We start from the raw sequence: 16924 nt of genomic DNA, 5'->3' as shown, positions 1-16924 counted from the left end.
CACCTCCATTAACGCGAGCTTTCATTGGACCGGCGCGCATCTGCGAGCTGGCCTTTGTTGCGGAAGAAGAACATCGCCAGCAGGGTGACGACAAAAGGCAGCATGGCTGTGAACTGGGTTGGCAGCGCCATCCCCTGCAGCCTGGTGCTCAAGCTGCCCATGAACCCGAACAGCAGACTCGAAGCACCGACCCCGAGCGGATTGGCCTGACCGAGCATCGTCGCCACGAGAGCGATAAAGCCGCGCCCGCTGGACATCCCTTCGGTAAACATCGTCAGCTGCCCCAGCGACAGCTGCGCGCCTGCCAGACCGCACAGTGCCCCGCAGCCCAGCATGGCGCCGTATTGATACTTGGTCACCGAGATGCCCAGCGAGCGGGAGGCGATCGGATTCTCACCCGCTGCCCGCAGCCGGAAACCGGACACCGTACGGAACATGTACACGTAGAGGACGCCAACCATCAGCAGTCCCAGATAGACAAGCGGCGAATGCCCCGAGACGACCCTGCCGATCCATGGAATGTCGTGAATGAGGGGAATCTCCCAGCGCGGCAGTCCGTCCATGCTCCGGTCAACATAAGAGCCTTTGACGTTGAAGATCGCCCGCAGGCTAAAGGTGGTCAACCCTGCAGCCAGGAAGTTCAAGGCGACGCCAACAACGATGACATTGGCTTTCAGATGAATCGTCATATAAGCAAACAAGAGCGAGAACAAGACGACGCAGGTCATCGCGAACAACAGAGCCAGCCAGATACTGCCGGTCAGATGGTTGCCTACGATCGCCGAGAAAGCGCCGATCAGGATCAGCCCTTCAAGACCGACATTGAACAAGCCTACCCGAGCACAGAGTGCGCCGCCCAGGGCCGCGAGCAGGATCGGCGTGACCGACCGCAGCATCGAACTGTAGAGACTGGCGTCAAGTAGAAGATCCATCTGCGGCAGCCCTCGCTTTCTTACGGTTTTTGATGAAGCTGTAGCTGATCCGCGCGGATACGAACAGGATCAGCACCGCCTGGATCAGACTGGAGATCTCCAGCGGCACGTCGGTGTTTCGTTCGACGCCCATCCCGCCGGTCTGCAGCGCGGCGAGGAGGAGCGCCGCCAGCGCCGTACCGATCGGATGCGAGCTCGCCAGCAGCGTGGCCATAATGCCGGACCAGGCATAGCCGGGCGCTTCCAACGCTCCGTCGATAAAACGGTATTGCGCGCCCAGTACTTCGCCCGCCCCGGCCAGTCCGGCGAGGCCGCCGCTGATGAACATGCTGATCAGCATCAGCCTTCCCCGCCGCACGCCGCCGTATGCGGCAAACAGCGGATTGCCGCCCAGCATCCGCACCTGATATCCGGAGACCGTGTAACGCATGTAGAGAAACAGCAGGATAGTGCCTGCCAGTGCAAACAGGAAGCCCGCGTGAACGCTCATCCCCTGGAACAGCTTCGGCAGCCAGGCGGCGTTCTCCACCATCGGCGTCTGCGCCATCGCTGCGGAGCCCGTCCGATCCATAAAGGGATGAGATACCATATACTGGGTGAAATAGACAGCAATATAATTCAACAAGAGCGTCGTGATCAGCAGATTCATCCGGAAACGGGCATCGAGCCAGCCGGCAAATGCCGACCAGATGCCGGCCGTTACGATAGCGGCGACGATGGCCAGCATCAGCTTCATCCAGCCCGGTCCGGGCACGTACAGGGCGGTCAAGGCGGCGCTCAGTCCGCCCAGGACGAGTTGGCCTTCTGCTCCGAGGTTGAAGAAGCCTGCCCGGAACGCCAAGGCAACCCCAAGTCCGATCAGGATGATCGGCGTCGCTCGGGACAGCGTATTCGTGAAGAAATAAAAACTGCCAAAAGCGCCTTTCCACATCTCCGCATACGTCTCCGTCACCGAGCCGCCGACGATCATAATCGCTACCGCGCCGGCAGCCAGCCCGACCAGGATCGCAAGCAGCGGCTGCAGCAGCGATGTGGCGATCTGCACAACTTTATTCATCTTTCTTCCCTCCAGCCATCCACAAACTGATCTGCTCCTCCGAGGCGTCCTCGGCCCGAACCTCGCCGGCGATCCGCCCCTCATACATCACCAGGATGCGGTCGGCCAGCTTGAGGATCTCGGTCAGCTCCGAGGACACCAGCAGGATGGCTCCACCTTCGTCGCGCCGCTTCAGCAGCTCGCCGTGGATGACCTCCATCGCTCCGACATCGACGCCCCGTGTCGGCTCGGCGGCGATCAGGAATGGGGAACGGTGCTCCAGCTCCCGGGCGACGATCAGCTTCTGCAGATTCCCGCCAGAGAGATGCTGGGCCTTGGTGTCCAGCGAACCCGTCTTGATCGAGAACCGCTCGACCCAGCTGCGCACCATCTCGCGCACCTTGCCCCGGCGCACCACACCGTACTGCTGATACTTGTCCGTATGCCCCATCAGCCCATTCTCGGCGACTGTCGCTTCCTTGGACACGCCCCACTGATAGCGGTCTTCGGGGATATGGGCCAGGCCCCGCTCGCGGATCTTGCGCACCGAAGCGCCGGCGATATCCTCACCCAGCAGTTTCAGCACTCCCGCGTCCGGCTGGGCCAATCCGGAGACCACCTGGAGCAGCTCCGACTGGCCGTTGCCCGAGATGCCGGCGATGCCGACGATCTCGCCGGCATGCACAGTCAGGCTCACATCGTCCAGAACGGGCTTGGTGCCGTTGCCGACAAGCGTGATCGAACCGAGCTCCAGCACCGGTTGCCCCGGAGCCTGCTGCTGACGCTGCAGATTGATGAGCTCGCGCCCGACCATCATCCTGGAGAGCTCGTCCACATTGGTATCGGAAGCTTCGACAGCTCCGGTAACCTCGCCGTCCCGCAGCACGGTGATGCGGTCAGCCACATCCATGACCTCCTGGAGCTTGTGTGTGATGATGATGAAGCTTTTGCCGCTGCGGGCCAGCCTCCGTACCGAATCCAGCAGTTCCTTGACCTCCAGAGGCGTGAGCACCCCGGTCGGTTCGTCTAATATGATAATCTCGGCGCCCTGATGGAGGACCTTGAGGATCTCGACGCGCTGCTGGACGCCCAGCGGACAGTCGGCGATCACCCGGCGCGGATCTACAGGCATCCCATACTGGAGGGAGAGCCCTGCCACTGCCGACTCTGACTCCATCCGGTCGATGAAGCCGAACCTCCGCGGCTCCCGGCCGATGACGATGTTCTCGGCGATCGTAAAGGAAGGATATAACATAAAGTGCTGGTGCACCATACCAATTCCATTGGCAATCGCATCAGCCGGGGAAGAAAAAAACATCGGAGCGCCGTTCAGGGATATCATACCGTCTGTCGGCGACTCCATGCCGTACAGGATGCGCATCAAGGTCGTCTTGCCGGCGCCGTTCTCGCCGACCAGGGCGTGCACCTCGCCCTTGCGGAGCGAGAAATCCACTTGTTTGTTGGCGATGACGCCTCCGTAGGCTTTGGTGATGCCCTTCATCTCGAGCAACATGGGGCGGCCTCTCTCCTTTCAGGGATTGCAACAGGAAACCGGCTGCCATGGGCTGCAGCCGGTATGTGAGTGTTACAAAGGTCGATTTATTGAGTCAGCGGATTGATGACTTCGAGTTCGCCGGATTTGATCTGCTCGGCCATTTCCTTCAGTTGGTCAATCGTTTCCTGGCCGATGAAATCGCTCAGCTCGGATTCGGAATCATGCGTGACAAACGTGATGCCTACGCCGCCCTCTTCCAGACCGTATTCGACTGCTTCGAACGTAAAGTTGTCTTCAGCGAACGACTTGACCGTCTCATAAGCTACCGCATCCGTGCCTTTGAGCTGGGAAAGGACGATGTGCTCCGGATCGGCAAGCGTGCGGTCAACGTCTTGGCCTGCTGTATAGAAGCCTTGTTCTCTTGCAGCTTCGAAGACGCCTTCGTCGCCTACGGCAGCCATGCCCGCGATAAAGTCCGCGCCTTGGGAGTGCTGCTGCAGAGCCAACTCTTTCGCTTGCGCAGGGTCATTGAAGCCATTGACGTAGTTGATCAGGAATTTCGCGTCCGGATTGGTCGCCTGCAAGCCCTGCTCAAAACCGCCGGTATATTTCTTCAGCAGCGGCGTATCCATCGCGACGATCGCGCCAACAATGTTCGTCTCGGTCGACAGACCTGCAGCAGCGCCCATCAGATAGGCAGCTTCATACTCGCGGAAACCGACGCTGCGCACGTTCGGCAGATCAACCACGGTATCGATAATCGCGAAGGTCTTGTCCGGATTTTCTTGCGCCACCTTGTTCAGGGCGTCTTCCGCCTGGAAGGTCGCAGTTACGATCAGATCGTAATTGTCCGCAACAGCCGCACGCAGGTTCTGCTCGAAGGCTGCCGGGTCAGACGATTCGATCGTCCGGACATTCATGCCGAACTCTTCGCCGGCGCGCTTGAAGCCTTCATCCATCAGTTGAAAAAACGGATTGACGCCGATTTCTTCTGGCAGTACCAATACCGCTGTTTTGTCAGATTGGTTGCTCGGCTCATTGCTGCCGCCGTTATTGCCAGCATTCGTGCCGCCGGAGTTATTATTTGGCGTGTTGCCGCCAGAGCCGCCGCCGCATGCAGCCACCAACGCCGCTACGAGCAGCATCGCTACGATGACCAGTAGTTGTTTTTTCATAAGTTTCTCTCCCGCTCCTTTGATAAGCTTGTTTACATATATCCTAGTAGATCGATCGGAATGTGTCAATATATCTATTTTTCGACATCTTTCGCCATCCTTCTACCTTTGCAATTATAAAACATTTTGTGCATAATTACTATCTTTGATTCCTTTCTCTTTTCAATTGTAACGGAATTGTTTAATAGTTCTCAAGACCTCGCTGCCCGGAACCACATCTGTCTGCTGACACGGCGAAAATGTCTGAAAGATCACAATTTTGTAAACCCTTTTTAAGAATCTTTTAACAATCGTAATGTATACTGTTTACACACTAGAAGAATTGGATTGGAGTGAATGCCCGTGAAAACCATTATACTGTTCCAGGACAAAACCATCCCTGTCTATCTCACCGAAACGAATAAAAAGGCGCTGGACAAGCTGGCTGATACACTCAACCGCAAGTGGACCACCGGCAAAAATGCCCTTAAGCACTGTTTGCGCTCGCTGATCAGCGTAGAAATTGATGGCAGCGAAGCAACGCTTCATGCCATTAATGAAAAAGATACCCTTACTATTTCATTATACTAACACGTTGCCCTTCCCTGCCCCCAGGCAGCCGGCTGCGCAGACCTTGCAAGGTTCCTACCCTATGATTGCAACGACCACCATCCCATCTGAGTCTGTTGAAACCCATAAGCCCTTTGCCGTCTTATTAGACAGCAAAGGGCTTTTAAGGTTCTTCATTGAAGTTGTAAGGTTCCGGGCCCGCGCAAAGGTTCAGATCATGCTTCGAACACAAAGCGGGAATTTCACAGCTCTACGACCGCCTTGATAACCCCGCTCTCCGGCAGCAGCCAGTCCTCGAAGACATCGATCATCCCGCCAAAATCAGCACGGTGCGTAATGTAGCGTTCAATATCGATGTCGCCCTTGGCGATCACGCGGCGCACAGCCTCGAAGTCCTCTCTGGTCGCATTGCGGCTCCCCATCAGCGTCAGCTCCCGCTTGTGAAACTCCGGGTCGTGGAAGCTGATATCCGCTTTGACCAGTCCCACATAGACAAGCGTCCCCCCATGAGAGGTATAGGCGAACGCTCCGTTCATCGAGCCGGCGTGTCCCGTGGCATCGAATACGACATCGGGATAGGCGTCGCCTGTCAATGCTTGCAGCTCGCCCGCCGCATCCGGACCTGCGGCCACCGTCGCCTCGACGCCCGCCCATGACTGGCAGAAGCGCAGACGCTCCGCCTGCAGATCCATGGCGATAACACGCGCACCGCGTTCCCTCGCCATCGCCATCACGCCAAGCCCGATCGGGCCTGCGCCGATGACCAGGGCGGTGTCCCCCGCTTCCAGACCCGAACGTCTGACGGCATGGGCGCCGATGCCGAGCGGCTCCAGCATCGCCGCTTGATCCCATGTCAGGTCGCTCGCAGGCAGCAGCTGGCTGGCTGGCACGACGATGCTCTCCCTCAGCCCTCCGTCGAGATGGACGCCCAGCACCTGCATCGAGACGCAGCAGTTGCTCTTGCCCTTGCGGCAGGCGATGCAGCTGCCGCAGGCGAGGTACGGGACGACACTGACCCTGTCGCCGACCGCGAGCCCCTGGACATCGCTGCCGAGCTGCTCGATTTCTCCCGACAGCTCATGGCCGAGGATGCGGGGATAGCTGAAAAACGGCTGATTGCCCTTGTAGGCATGCAGGTCGGTGCCGCAGATGCCGACTCTGCGGATCCGGACCCTGGCCTCGCCCTCCCCGCAAGGCGGGATGACTCCCTCCGTCAGAACCAGCTTATCCGGCGCTTCGCAGACGATCTGCCTCATGCGCGGCCACCTCCAAGACCAGATTCCTGATACTCGTCAAGGCCGCTCGGCCAGGTGCGCCCCTGCACGGGCGCCAGGATGGCCAGCACTTCGTCCAGCAGCTCCCGGTCGATCGGCTCCTCCACCCAGGCTGCGTTGCGGCGAATGTTGTCCGGACTGGCGGAGCTCACCAGTGTGGTAGGGATGCGCTCGTCGCTGGTAGCGTACTGCACAGCCAGCTTGGCGATGTCTGTGCCTCGAGCCGCACAATGCTCCGCAGCCTCCTTGCACACCCGCTTGAGCTCCTCATCCGCCGGATGCCAAGACGCAGTCCCGCGCTGGCTGAGCAGGCCCATCGAGAGCGGCGACGCATTGATCAGGCCGACCCTGGACTGCTCCAGGAGCGGCAGCAGCTCCAGCAGCGTACTGTCATTGAGCGAGTAATGGCAGTAAGACAGCACGACATCTATCTGTGTCTGCTCATCGGCCAGGGCGCGGCGAAACGCGGACAGCGGCAGCGCAGACAGTCCCGTGAAACGGACCTTACCCTGCTGCTTCAATCGCTCGAGAGCCGGCAGCGCCTGCTCCCGCACCTGCTCCCACGGTACAAATTCAAAATCGTGAAGCAGCAGAATATCCAGATAGTCCGTCTGCAGACGCTGCAGACTTTCATCCACGCTGGCGATGATCCGGCTAGTGCTGTAGTCGAAGGTATCTTCGCCATAGCGGCCGGCTTTGGACGAGAGAATGATGGATTCCCGGGGCAGCTCGCGGACCGCTTGACCTAGCACGATCTCTGCTTTGGTCAACCCGTAATAGGGCGAGACGTCGATCAGATTCATGCCCAGCTCTACTGCCGTATGCACGGTGCGGATGCCCTCGGCGGGGTCCACCTCGCGGAATACCGAGCCCAGCGAGGACGCGCCAAAGCTAAGCACGGGCACCTGCAGTCCCGTCTCTCCCAATGCTCTGTACTTCATCTTGTATTCCTCCTTGGCATTTGATTTATTTTCATTTTAACATCATGGATGTATAATGAAAGAGCTTATATTCGCAATAAAGTGCTCTATATTGATATCGCAAGGAGGTGACCTACCGTGACCAGCGTCCGCAAGACACTGCCGTATGAGGAAGGATTCCCGCTGGCTCTCGTCTACCGGGATACGAAGTCTCCGCAAACGGAGCTGCCCGACCATCTGCATGATTGGTACGAGCTGGTCTATGTCTACAGCGGAGAAGGCACGTTCCTGATCGACCAGAGTCTTTACACCATGTCGGAGGGCGACCTCTTCCTCATCCCCGGAGGCACGATCCACCATGCCCGCCCGGACGAGCAGCAGCCGGTTACCTCTACCGCTCTATTCCTGCTGCCCCTGGTCCTGCCCTCGCCATCCGGCGAGACAGAGGCACTGCCGTTGGCTTGCTTTGCCTATGCCCGCCAGTACAAGCAGTATCGCCTGCAGCTGCCTTCGCGCGTTAGGGAAGCCATCTCCTCTCTGATGGAAGATATCCATACGGAGCTGGAGGACCGGGAAGCCGGTTACCGGCAAGCGGTCCGCCTCTCCTGCATGAGGCTGCTGCTCGCGGTATACCGCCTCCAGCACAGCCGCGCCCCCGCCGTCGCCGGACAGTCTCAGACAGCCGGCCCGCAGTGGATGCGCGAGAGCCTGCTGCATATCGATATCCATCCCGAGGAGGATCTGGGCCTCTCCCGGCTGGCCCGGCTGGCCTCAGTGACACCAGCCCATTACAGCCGCGTATTCAAACAGCTCACAGGGATGACGGTATCTAGTTATGTCACGGCCAAGCGGATGCAGCGGGCAGCCGAGCTGCTGCTGCACACCGACCACCCGGTGAAGAGTATAGCCGAGCTATGCGGGGTGGACAGCATGTCCTATTTTCACCGGATGTTTCGTCAGCACAACGGCACCACACCGCTCGCCTTCAAGCGGCGGTTCCTTACACCCGACAGCATTCCGAGCCCAAGCGACGCTCCTTACCAAAAGAAGCTCACACCGGGTCGCGATTGACCACGCAGTGTGAGCTTCTTCTTAGGCTACAGCAACAGACTACTTGTAGAATTGGACAAGATCGTCGATGCGTACCGACTGCCCGGTGCGGATCGAACGATTAGCCGCGATTCCCGTCAGAATCGAACGGGCGCCGTCGACATGGTCGGCTGCGCGGTTGAACTCGTCCTCCGTCGGCGTGCCGAAGATGTCGTTCAGCAATACCGGATCGCCGCCGCCGTGGCCGCCGGCCTTCTCCTCGACTTCGACCTCGTAAGGAGCATCGAACATCGGGAACACCCGGATCGATTTGTTTTTGAGCGCGCCTTCCAGCGCTTTGTCGCCGCCCGAGTTGACATACGATTGCTCCACGATATTCATCTCGATCCGACCTTTGGTCCCGTTGAAGGCGATCCGATAGCCCTCCCAAGGCAGATATGCGTTGAGCGAGTAGGTCAGTATCGCTTTGTTCTTGTAGCGTACCATCACCCCCATCGTATCCTCGATGCTGATGCCGTCGCCGAATACGCTTTGATCCCGGATGTAGCCGTCCTCGTGCTCGGCATCGAGATACAGCCCCTTGAGCGACTCATGCTGGTCCATGTGCAGGGCAAACGGGTCGTCCTTGGCATGAGGGTTGCCTGTCGAGCGCTGATAGGACCGGCTCTCGCCGCGCCGCTCGGCGTTCTCCTTGCCGTAGAACAACAGATCTCCGAAGGCAAATACCGTCTCCGGCTGGGAGCCGATCCAGAAGTTGACCAGGTCGAAGTGATGGGTCGACTTGTGCACCAGCAGTCCGCCGCTGTTGCGTTTGTCGCGGTGCCATCTGCGGAAGTAGTCGGCGCCATGGCGCGTGTTAAGCAGCCACTCGAAATGAACCGAGGTGACGTCGCCGATCGCGCCGTCCCGGATCAGCTCGCGCGCTTTGGTATGGTGCGGCGCATAGCGGTAGTTGAAGGTGACGCGGACGCTGCGCCCGGTCCGCTCTACAGCATCCAGAATATCCTGGCATTTCTCCTCATCGACAGTCATCGGCTTTTCGGTAATGACATCGCAGCCCAGCTCCATCGCACGGATAATGTACGTATGGTGCGTACGGTCCACGCTTGTAACGATGACCGAATCCGGTTTTTCCTCCTCGATCATCCGCTCGAAATCATTGGCTTTATAAGTATTGACTGCATGATAGTCATACTTTTCCTCCAGCCGCCGGTTGGCATAATCCATCCGGGTCTGGTTCGTATCGCAAAACGCCGTCAGTTCGGACGTTTCTCTATATTGCGTGGCAATCGCACCGTAGAAAAATTCTGCCCGGCCTCCCGAGCCTACCAAGACATACTTTTTTTTGCCGCTCATTGATTAAAGCGCCTCCATTCCTGGGATATGAATCAAGGGTAACGCAAATTTTGAATAAAATCTCCGCATAAATTGACTTTATTAATCAAACCCCGCATAATTTGCACCATGGAGGTGCAGGATGAGCACGAGACTTTATTATAAATCCGCCGAACCATCCCTGATTCTGGAATATATCAAACGTACTGAGGATTTCTCGATGCATACGGACCATTATCACGCCAGCTACGAGATATACTATCTCATTTCGGGAGAGCGTTTTTATTTTATCCGCGACCGCTCCTATCATGTCCGCAAGGGCGACCTCGTCTTCATCAACACGCGCGAGCTGCACAAAACGTCGGGCACGGGCGGCGGCGGTCATGAACGCCTGGTGATCTATTTTGAGGAGGAATGGTTGAGCCGGTATTATGCGCCTCACCATGAGCTGCTGCTCCAGCCGTTCGTGCAGGCTCCTCCGGTTATCCGCTTCCCCGTACGCGAGCAAGTGCAGTCCGAGCAGCTCATCCATAGGCTGATGGCGGAGATGAGCAGCGCCGCACCCGGGCAGGAGCTGGCGATCCGCCAGACCGTGTCCGACCTCCTGCTGCTGGCTGCGCGGCATGCCGCGTCCAGCGAAGCCGAACCGCTGGATACACCGCTCCATCTCAAGATGTCGGAGGTCGCCCGTTATATTAACGAACACTATGCGGAGCCCATTTATCTGACAGCTCTGGCAGAACAATTTTATCTGAGTCCCTACTATCTGAGCCGCACATTCCGCAAGGCAATCGGCCTGACGATGAACGAGTATCTCAATCTCGTGCGCATCCGGGCTGCTGAGCAGCTGCTCAAGGAGACAGATCTTGCGGTAACCGAAATCGCCGCCAGAGTCGGGTACGATAATTTCTCCCATTTCGGCAAGACGTTCAAGAAAATAACTAAAACATCACCACGCAACTACCGCAAGGTCCAGTAATCTTTGCTGTTACCGGGCGATGCCTAATCAGGCCAGATCGCGGGAGCCCCGCGAACATGAAAAAGAGCCTCGTCCCGAGTCGGGATAAGGCTCTTGCGGTTAGATGCAATGAAGGGAAAGGCTAGTCGTCCGAGTTTTCCTCGTCCGCTTCGTCCTCGGTGTCTTCCGGCGCTTCCTCGTCTTGCTCTGCTTCCTCGTCATCCTCTTCGACGGCATCCGCTTCTTCCTCCGCTGCCGCCTGTTCGTCAATGACGAACGCGATGCCTTCTGATTCTTGAAGCTCTTCCACCGGGAGCTGTTCTGACTCGCTCATACCGATCCCTCCATCAAATTTTATCATTGCAAGCTCATTATATCATGGCAGGCGGGCGAAGCTTGTCTAACGGTGGCGGTCAACGTTACAATCTGATAACAGCTGTATCACAAATCAGCGGCACACTCCCGTTCAGGTGTCAAACACACCGGCCCGGTCCAAAACGACAACCATCCTCATAAAGCTGTGATTGCCGATCGGGTCGCTAAGGTAGCCGAGCCGGACCAGCTTGTCGATCGTCGGCTTGGCCCATGCCGGTGCCTCCTTCTGTACCAGCAAGCTCTGGATCAGCTGTGCCTGCTGCTCTACCTGCTGCCGCAGCGCTTCAAATGCCTGTTGCTCTGCTGCTGTCATCGGTGTATCCTCTCCTTTTCTAATGATTGCCATCGCAGCGTCGATCTGAGCCTGGTTTGGCCTCTGGCCAGCCCGGTATTGGGCCGTTGTCAGTCCAAAGGTCATCTCCAGATGGGGATAATCTTTGAAGCTGATCCAGTCGCCGCCCCAGCTGAAGCCGAGCCGCTTGGCCTCCTCGACCACTTCCATCCAATCCGCCTGCCCGTCCCCGTCGCCATCGCGCGTCATATCCCAGGATACGCCGCGGCCGTCCGGCAGCAATAGGGCAAAGTCCAGCGCCACCCCATAATTATGGTTGCTATACCCGCCGCGGGCGTTGGTGACGATCGATCCTGGTCTTGTCCTTCCCTGCGCATAGAGTGCATCCTGCTCGGCGATCGTCCGCAGCCCCTGGGTGATGACGATCGGCACGCCTCTGGCGTAAGCGCGGTCTACCAGCCTCCTTGCCGCTTCCTGTACCACCGGAAGCAGCCCGGATATCGCCTTCGCAGACCGGCTCCTTACTTGCTCCAAGGTTACCAATGCCAGTCCCTCCTCTCATACAAGCAGTGTATGCGCAGAGTCCCGGGAGCTTCGCGGCGGGTAACCAAAACACGACAAAAAAAGACCACCCGTACCGGGCCGTCTCGAAATGTCAACCTCTGCTGGTCTCAATTAAAATAAACCGCCATACGACGATCCAGGATCATCAGTCGATCGGCGCTGCCATTGCTGTCGAACATCGCTGAGACGACGAGCGTCCGCTCCATCTCCTCCGGTGTCCGCTGACCCTTTAATATGTCCTGATCAAGCGGTGTCTCTTTATCCAAATCAAAAAAATAATCCAGATTGGGTTCAGCCTCGTCCAATGCATACGCTTCTCCATATTGCGTCTTCATCTCGTTCTTGCTTGTACCTACGGTCGTGCCGCGTATCGTTGCATAATCTCCGCCTGCCTGCAGGTTTAAAAACACAGCTTTATCGCCGCGGTAGCTGACTCTGATACCGCCTGCATATTTGTAGCTCAGCAGCAGATCTTCCAACGGTTCACCGGTACCGGCCACCAGCTCGACCTCTGACCGCTTCATACCGTAGCAAACCTTCTCTCCGGACGGCTCCTTTTTGACGAAACAGCCTTCTTCGGCAGCCATCCCGTCCACCGGCGCTTGATCCGTCCCGCTGCTATGGGCGCAGCCTGCCAGCAGCAGTACAGCCGCCGCTCCTACGAACCATCTTTCTTTCATTCCTGCTTCTCCCCTTCGGATCTTAACTGCCTGTATCAAACAAATGACTTTACCCCGCCGGAGGATGATTGAAACAGATAACTGATGCGCACACAACTGAACCGTCATGGTACTCCAGTTCCCGGGAGCACTATTCCGCCTACCACGACCCAGGACAAAGCCACAATTGCAATTATCAACGAACATGTCCATGCTAGCGGTTATATATTAAATAAAGCGTAAAAGGAAGGTGATTATATGTCGCAATCCAACATTCCCAATATAACGCCCGTTATAACAATTACGCGAGACGATGCGGTCAACTTGTTGTTATCATCCATAGCTTTGGAGGAGCTGGGACTCAGCCATATTATTAATGCCGAAGGGGAGAAGCTCCAGTACATACTAGGCACGCTCCCCGGCTTAACCGGGCCTCCGGCTACGATAAGCGAAATTCTGAATGTGAATGCCAGCGTCAGAGAAACGATCCGAGAATTGACCAAAAAAGAGTGGCTCCTGCAAAACAAGCTGGAAAGCATATTATCCACTCCTATCTCCATTGGACCAACAGGTGCCACAGGGCCTACCGGTCCGTCAGGAGGGCCTCCTGGTCCAACAGGAGATGCTGGACCGACTGGCGCTGCTGGGGCGACTGGGGCGACTGGGGCGACTGGACCCACTGGCTCTGCTGGCCCTGCTGGCGCTACTGGCGCTACTGGAGCCACTGGCGCCGCTGGGGCTGCTGGCGCTACTGGCGCTACTGGCGCTGCTGGGGCTGCTGGCCCTGCTGGCGCTACTGGCGCGACTGGGGCCACTGGCGCCGCTGGGGCTGCTGGCGCGACTGGCGCTACTGGAGCCACCGGCGTTACTGGCGCTACTGGGGCTACTGGAGCCACCGGCGCTACTGGCGATACTGGCGCTACTGGCGCGACTGGCGCTACTGGCGCGACTGGGGCTACTGGAGCCACCGGCGCTACTGGCGATACTGGCGCGACTGGGGCCACTGGCGCCGCTGGGGATGCTGGCGCGACTGGGGCCACCGGCGCTGCTGGCGCTACTGGCGCTACTGGCACTGCTGGCGCTACTGGCGCGGCTGGGGCTACTGGAGCCACCGGCGCGACTGGCGCTACTGGCGCGACTGGGGCTACTGGAGCCACCGGCGCTACTGGCGATACTGGCGCCACTGGGGCTACTGGGGCTGCTGGCCCTGCTGGCGCTACTGGCGCGACTGGGGCCACTGGCGCCGCTGGGGATGCTGGCGCGACTGGGGCCACCGGCGCTGCTGGCGCTACTGGCGCTACTGGCACTGCTGGCGCTACTGGCGCGGCTGGGGCCGCTGGCGCTACTGGCGCCACCGGCACTACTGGAGCCACTGGCGCAACTGGGGCCACCGGCGCTGCTGGCGCTACTGGCACTGCTGGCGCTACTGGCGCGGCTGGGGCCGCTGGCGCTACTGGGGCCACCGGCGCTACTGGCGCCACTGGCGCTACTGGAGCCACCGGCGCTACTGGAGCCACCGGCGCTACTGGAGCCACTGGCGCTGCTGGAGCCACCGGCGCTACTGGCGCTACTGGCGTTACTGGCGCTACTGGCGCTACTGGCGCTACTGGGGCGACTGGCGCTACTGGGGCGACTGGCGCTACTGGCGTCCCCGGCGCTACTGGAGCCACTGGCGCTGCTGGCCCTACTGGAGCCACTGGTCCTTCGCCAACACTGTTCACAAAGGTTGTAAATTTCGGAGGAAATAACCTTGGCTTTCAACGTGTTGCCGGTTCACCTGGCGCACTTTCACAGGCTGTGCCTTATGTAGTTGCTGCTAACGGTAGCATTGTTGGCTTATCGGGCTCGATCAGCATCAATAATTTAGCTGCCGGAACTTATACGCTGCAGATCTGTTTCGATGTGATCAATAATGCAGCTGCACCGCTTGTGGGAAATGTCATTTCATCCGTCATTCTCACCACCACTGCTACCCTGACCGGGACGATCGTCTTTTCCAGCCGCTCCACCGATGTCGGCGCTCAGCCGGTGCGCATTTCAAATGGCGCGCCTTACGTCGTTACTCCAAATGCCACCGTAACTTGGTTAACCAACATCCCTGGTAATCCCGTAACTAGAAATAACGCCATCAGTCTCTATCTGGCAAATGCTATTACTCAAAATGCGATATATTCCGTCTTTATGTCAACATCCATTTAACCTGCCCAGACTAAAATGACCCCGCTGAGGCCTTGAAAACATCAGCGAGGTCAATATTTATTGGAAGACAACGGGCAGCTTACTCGTTTCATTCTGACGACACAAGAGCCGCTACTATGTTCACTCGGGGGCGAGCCGCCAAACAAAAAAATCCCTTCAACGAAAGGATTCTGTCATGTACTATATGGTGCGGTCGAGAGGACTCGAACCTCCACGGGCGTAAGCCCACTACCCCCTCAAGATAGCGTGTCTGCCATTCCACCACGACCGCATAACTTGTGTTTCTTCTATTATATATGCATTTTCTTCTGAGGTTGAAGAAAATGGTGAGCCATGAAGGACTCGAACCTTCGACACCCTGATTAAAAGTCAGGTGCTCTACCAGCTGAGCTAATGGCTCTGGGAAGTTGGTGACCCGTAGGGGATTCGAACCCCTGTTACCTCCGTGAAAGGGAGGTGTCTTAACCCCTTGACCAACGGGCCTTGTTCATCGAATGAGTGCGCCACAAGCGACAACAGAAGTTATTATATCTGATTGTTCAGAGCTTGGCAAGCATTTTCTTGTGAAGCTCATGCGAGCCTCAAAACCATGTCTTCGCCCTGCCGCTTCAGGCAAACTAAAAGGGCCGGCTGAACGGCCCATTCGTTCATCAACATTCGTATAAATGGCGGAGAGAGAGGGATTCGAACCCTCGCACCGCTTGCGCAGTCTAACCCCTTAGCAGAGGGTCCCCTTATAGCCACTTGGGTATCTCTCCATGCTGGCTCCCCGAACAGGACTCGAACCTGTGACAACTCGATTAACAGTCGAGTGCTCTACCAACTGAGCTATCAGGGAATGTGTTTGACGAAAGTGACAAGTAATAATTTATCACGGTTCCAAATCAATGTCAAGCATTGTTATGAATAATTTTCCCCGGCATTTCCCGCAGGCATATCTGGTCGGATCCACCTTGCGCTTGCGCAAGTATTCCATCCCGCACGAATGGCAGACCAGCTTGTACCGATATGGCTGCGCACGCTTCGCCTGCCCCGGCAGCGCGCTGCAGAAACGGCTGCCTCCGACCTGGGCAAGCAGCTGCTTGAAGTCAGCGTCCCTGTGCCGGTAGCCACGCTTCATCAGATGCAGATGATAGTGACACAGCTCGTGCTTGATGATCTTCTCGGTCTCTTCCCTGCCGAAGCTCTCCAGCTGCTTCGGGTTGATCTCGATATCATGAGAGCGGGTAAAGTAGCGCCCCCCCGTCGATCGCAATCTGGCGTTGAAAGTAGCGCGGTGCCGGAACGGGCGGCCGAAGCTTTCTATGGATATCTGCTCCACCCACTGCTGCAGCGTCTTATTGTCCATCGTATATTCTCCCCTATCTACTTGAATTTATAATCCCTCATGCGATACACTGTCAAGTAGAAATGAACAGCTGCGTGAGTTTAATTATCGAGGGGAGTAACCTGGCCATGCCTACTATGCGTTATGTACTAATGAAAGATGCGGACCATCTGTCGGTCGTGGAGATGCCCGCGTCACACGCCTACCAATTGAGCGCGCTCAATCTGCGTCTGCACAAGGAGATCGACAAGCTGACAGCCGACGCTGTACCGGAGCTTCCTTACGCGATCGGCGAATGCAGCGAGCTGGAACTGCATGATGACGCCATCGCCATTACGGACGGACTGGTGTACATCAATGAGCTGGAGCGCTCCTTCTCCGCCATCCAGGAGAAAGCCTACCCGCTGATCTCTTTGCTGACCGAGATTCGCGCGCTGCAGGCGCAATTGGAACAGTGGTACGAAGAAGAGCTGGAAGCGGACCTATAAGTTAATTTCTGAAGCGGACTTGCACGGATGCCCGCCGGACCCCATATGCTTAAACCATACATCATGTTTCTGGGGGAGGGACACCGGTATGCCGCAGTGGCTGTGCAACCAACTGATGCGCGCATTTAACAAGGGAGACCGCCGGCAGATACGCCTGCTCAATGATTGTTGGTACTTCTATCGGACCCGGATGCAGCCGGAGGGCCGCAGCCCAGGCAGCATCTGAGGGCACGGTTGTTTGGCCGGGTTCTTGCCGGCCGGAAGACCGTGTATCGCCATATGAGCGTTTAACAGCT

17 protein-coding genes and 5 tRNA genes are annotated in these 16924 nt (G+C 57.6%); 6 read left to right on the top strand and 16 right to left on the bottom strand.

Annotated elements, in window-relative coordinates; all coding sequences use genetic code 11:
• Nucleotides 1–8 precede the first annotated feature (8 nt).
• The 4 genes from ABC336_RS25235 to ABC336_RS25220 form a co-directional block, all read right to left on the bottom strand.
• Entirely contained in the window at nucleotides 9–932 is a 924-nt protein-coding gene (locus tag ABC336_RS25235; RefSeq protein WP_413241279.1) for an ABC transporter permease, read from the bottom strand.
• Complete coding sequence (locus ABC336_RS25230) at nucleotides 916–1989, bottom strand: ABC transporter permease (protein WP_413241278.1); 1074 nt, start codon at nucleotides 1987–1989, stop codon at nucleotides 916–918. Before ABC336_RS25230 ends, ABC336_RS25235 begins: the two co-directional genes overlap by 17 nt.
• Nucleotides 1982–3481 carry an ABC transporter ATP-binding protein gene (locus tag ABC336_RS25225; protein WP_413241277.1) on the bottom strand — a complete coding sequence of 500 codons (1500 nt, stop codon included), beginning with the start codon at nucleotides 3479–3481 and terminating at the stop codon, nucleotides 1982–1984. Before ABC336_RS25225 ends, ABC336_RS25230 begins: the two co-directional genes overlap by 8 nt.
• An 86-nt stretch (nucleotides 3482–3567) precedes the next feature.
• Nucleotides 3568–4638: a BMP family lipoprotein gene (locus ABC336_RS25220; RefSeq protein WP_413241276.1), complete on the bottom strand. Its 1071-nt coding sequence runs from the start codon at nucleotides 4636–4638 to the stop codon at nucleotides 3568–3570.
• 342 nt (nucleotides 4639–4980) lie between these two features.
• Here ABC336_RS25220 and ABC336_RS25215 point away from each other — a divergent pair, with 342 nt between their 5' ends.
• Nucleotides 4981–5208 carry a 3-dehydroquinate dehydratase gene (locus ABC336_RS25215; protein ID WP_413241275.1) on the top strand — a complete coding sequence of 76 codons (228 nt, stop codon included), beginning with the start codon at nucleotides 4981–4983 and terminating at the stop codon, nucleotides 5206–5208.
• Nucleotides 5209–5429: 221 nt separating this feature from the next.
• On the opposite strand, the gene ABC336_RS25210 is transcribed toward ABC336_RS25215, so the two are convergent.
• Nucleotides 5430–6443 (bottom strand): zinc-binding alcohol dehydrogenase family protein, encoded by a 1014-nt coding sequence (locus ABC336_RS25210; RefSeq protein ID WP_413241274.1) that lies wholly within the window; start codon nucleotides 6441–6443, stop codon nucleotides 5430–5432.
• Nucleotides 6440–7402 carry an aldo/keto reductase gene (locus ABC336_RS25205; RefSeq protein ID WP_413241273.1) on the bottom strand — a complete coding sequence of 321 codons (963 nt, stop codon included), beginning with the start codon at nucleotides 7400–7402 and terminating at the stop codon, nucleotides 6440–6442. Before ABC336_RS25205 ends, ABC336_RS25210 begins: the two co-directional genes overlap by 4 nt.
• Nucleotides 7403–7519: 117 nt before the next feature.
• Here ABC336_RS25205 and ABC336_RS25200 point away from each other — a divergent pair, with 117 nt between their 5' ends.
• Nucleotides 7520–8452, top strand: a complete 933-nt coding sequence (locus ABC336_RS25200) for an AraC family transcriptional regulator (protein WP_413241272.1) — start codon at nucleotides 7520–7522, stop codon at nucleotides 8450–8452.
• 39 nt (nucleotides 8453–8491) lie between these two features.
• Here the strand turns inward: ABC336_RS25200 and ABC336_RS25195 are convergent, their stop codons facing one another.
• Entirely contained in the window at nucleotides 8492–9787 is a 1296-nt protein-coding gene (locus ABC336_RS25195) for a Gfo/Idh/MocA family protein (RefSeq protein ID WP_413241271.1), read from the bottom strand.
• A 121-nt stretch (nucleotides 9788–9908) separates the two neighbouring features.
• On the opposite strand from ABC336_RS25195, the gene ABC336_RS25190 reads away from it, so the two are divergent.
• A complete protein-coding gene (locus tag ABC336_RS25190) occupies nucleotides 9909–10745 on the top strand; it encodes an AraC family transcriptional regulator (protein ID WP_413241270.1) in 837 nt (278 codons plus the stop codon).
• 121 nt (nucleotides 10746–10866) lie between these two features.
• Here ABC336_RS25190 and ABC336_RS25185 read toward each other — a convergent pair whose 3' ends face one another.
• The 3 genes from ABC336_RS25185 to ABC336_RS25175 form a co-directional block, all read right to left on the bottom strand.
• On the bottom strand, nucleotides 10867–11058 hold the full coding sequence (locus ABC336_RS25185) for a hypothetical protein (RefSeq protein WP_413241269.1): 192 nt from the start codon (nucleotides 11056–11058) through the stop codon (nucleotides 10867–10869).
• A gap of 132 nt (nucleotides 11059–11190) precedes the next feature.
• Nucleotides 11191–11934, bottom strand: a complete 744-nt coding sequence (locus ABC336_RS25180; RefSeq protein ID WP_413241268.1) for a M15 family metallopeptidase — start codon at nucleotides 11932–11934, stop codon at nucleotides 11191–11193.
• A 128-nt stretch (nucleotides 11935–12062) separates the two neighbouring features.
• On the bottom strand, nucleotides 12063–12635 hold the full coding sequence (locus tag ABC336_RS25175; protein WP_413241267.1) for a hypothetical protein: 573 nt from the start codon (nucleotides 12633–12635) through the stop codon (nucleotides 12063–12065).
• 237 nt (nucleotides 12636–12872) lie between these two features.
• Between ABC336_RS25175 and ABC336_RS25170 the strand changes: the two genes are divergently transcribed.
• Nucleotides 12873–14813 carry an alpha-helical endospore appendage domain-containing protein gene (locus tag ABC336_RS25170; RefSeq protein ID WP_413241266.1) on the top strand — a complete coding sequence of 647 codons (1941 nt, stop codon included), beginning with the start codon at nucleotides 12873–12875 and terminating at the stop codon, nucleotides 14811–14813.
• A gap of 185 nt (nucleotides 14814–14998) precedes the next feature.
• Here the strand turns inward: ABC336_RS25170 and ABC336_RS25165 are convergent.
• The 6 genes from ABC336_RS25165 to ABC336_RS25140 all read right to left on the bottom strand — a co-directional run bounded on the left by ABC336_RS25165 (nucleotide 14999) and on the right by ABC336_RS25140 (nucleotide 16161).
• Nucleotides 14999–15084: transfer RNA gene (locus tag ABC336_RS25165), tRNA-Leu, on the bottom strand.
• Nucleotides 15085–15137: 53 nt separating this feature from the next.
• Nucleotides 15138–15213, bottom strand: a tRNA-Lys gene (locus tag ABC336_RS25160).
• Nucleotides 15214–15221: 8 nt separating this feature from the next.
• Nucleotides 15222–15296, bottom strand: a tRNA-Glu gene (locus tag ABC336_RS25155).
• 183 nt (nucleotides 15297–15479) lie between these two features.
• Nucleotides 15480–15571 (bottom strand) — tRNA-Ser (locus ABC336_RS25150).
• A gap of 4 nt (nucleotides 15572–15575) precedes the next feature.
• Nucleotides 15576–15651: transfer RNA gene (locus ABC336_RS25145), tRNA-Asn, on the bottom strand.
• Nucleotides 15652–15684: 33 nt separating this feature from the next.
• On the bottom strand, nucleotides 15685–16161 hold the full coding sequence (locus ABC336_RS25140; RefSeq protein ID WP_413241265.1) for a SprT family protein: 477 nt from the start codon (nucleotides 16159–16161) through the stop codon (nucleotides 15685–15687).
• A 107-nt stretch (nucleotides 16162–16268) separates the two neighbouring features.
• Here ABC336_RS25140 and ABC336_RS25135 point away from each other — a divergent pair, with 107 nt between their 5' ends.
• Together ABC336_RS25135 and cmpA are read left to right on the top strand one after the other, a co-directional pair.
• Nucleotides 16269–16628 carry a hydrolase/acyltransferase gene (locus tag ABC336_RS25135; protein WP_413241264.1) on the top strand — a complete coding sequence of 120 codons (360 nt, stop codon included), beginning with the start codon at nucleotides 16269–16271 and terminating at the stop codon, nucleotides 16626–16628.
• Nucleotides 16629–16716: 88 nt separating this feature from the next.
• Nucleotides 16717–16854 carry a cortex morphogenetic protein CmpA gene (gene cmpA / locus ABC336_RS25130; protein WP_413241263.1) on the top strand — a complete coding sequence of 46 codons (138 nt, stop codon included), beginning with the start codon at nucleotides 16717–16719 and terminating at the stop codon, nucleotides 16852–16854.
• Nucleotides 16855–16924: the final 70 nt, after the last annotated feature.

This window comes from Paenibacillus jepli (assembly GCF_047238105.1).
Taxonomy (GTDB): domain Bacteria; phylum Bacillota; class Bacilli; order Paenibacillales; family Paenibacillaceae; genus Paenibacillus_D.
Note: the sequence above shows the minus strand (reverse complement) of the source record. Positions and strands in the feature narration are given on the sequence as shown.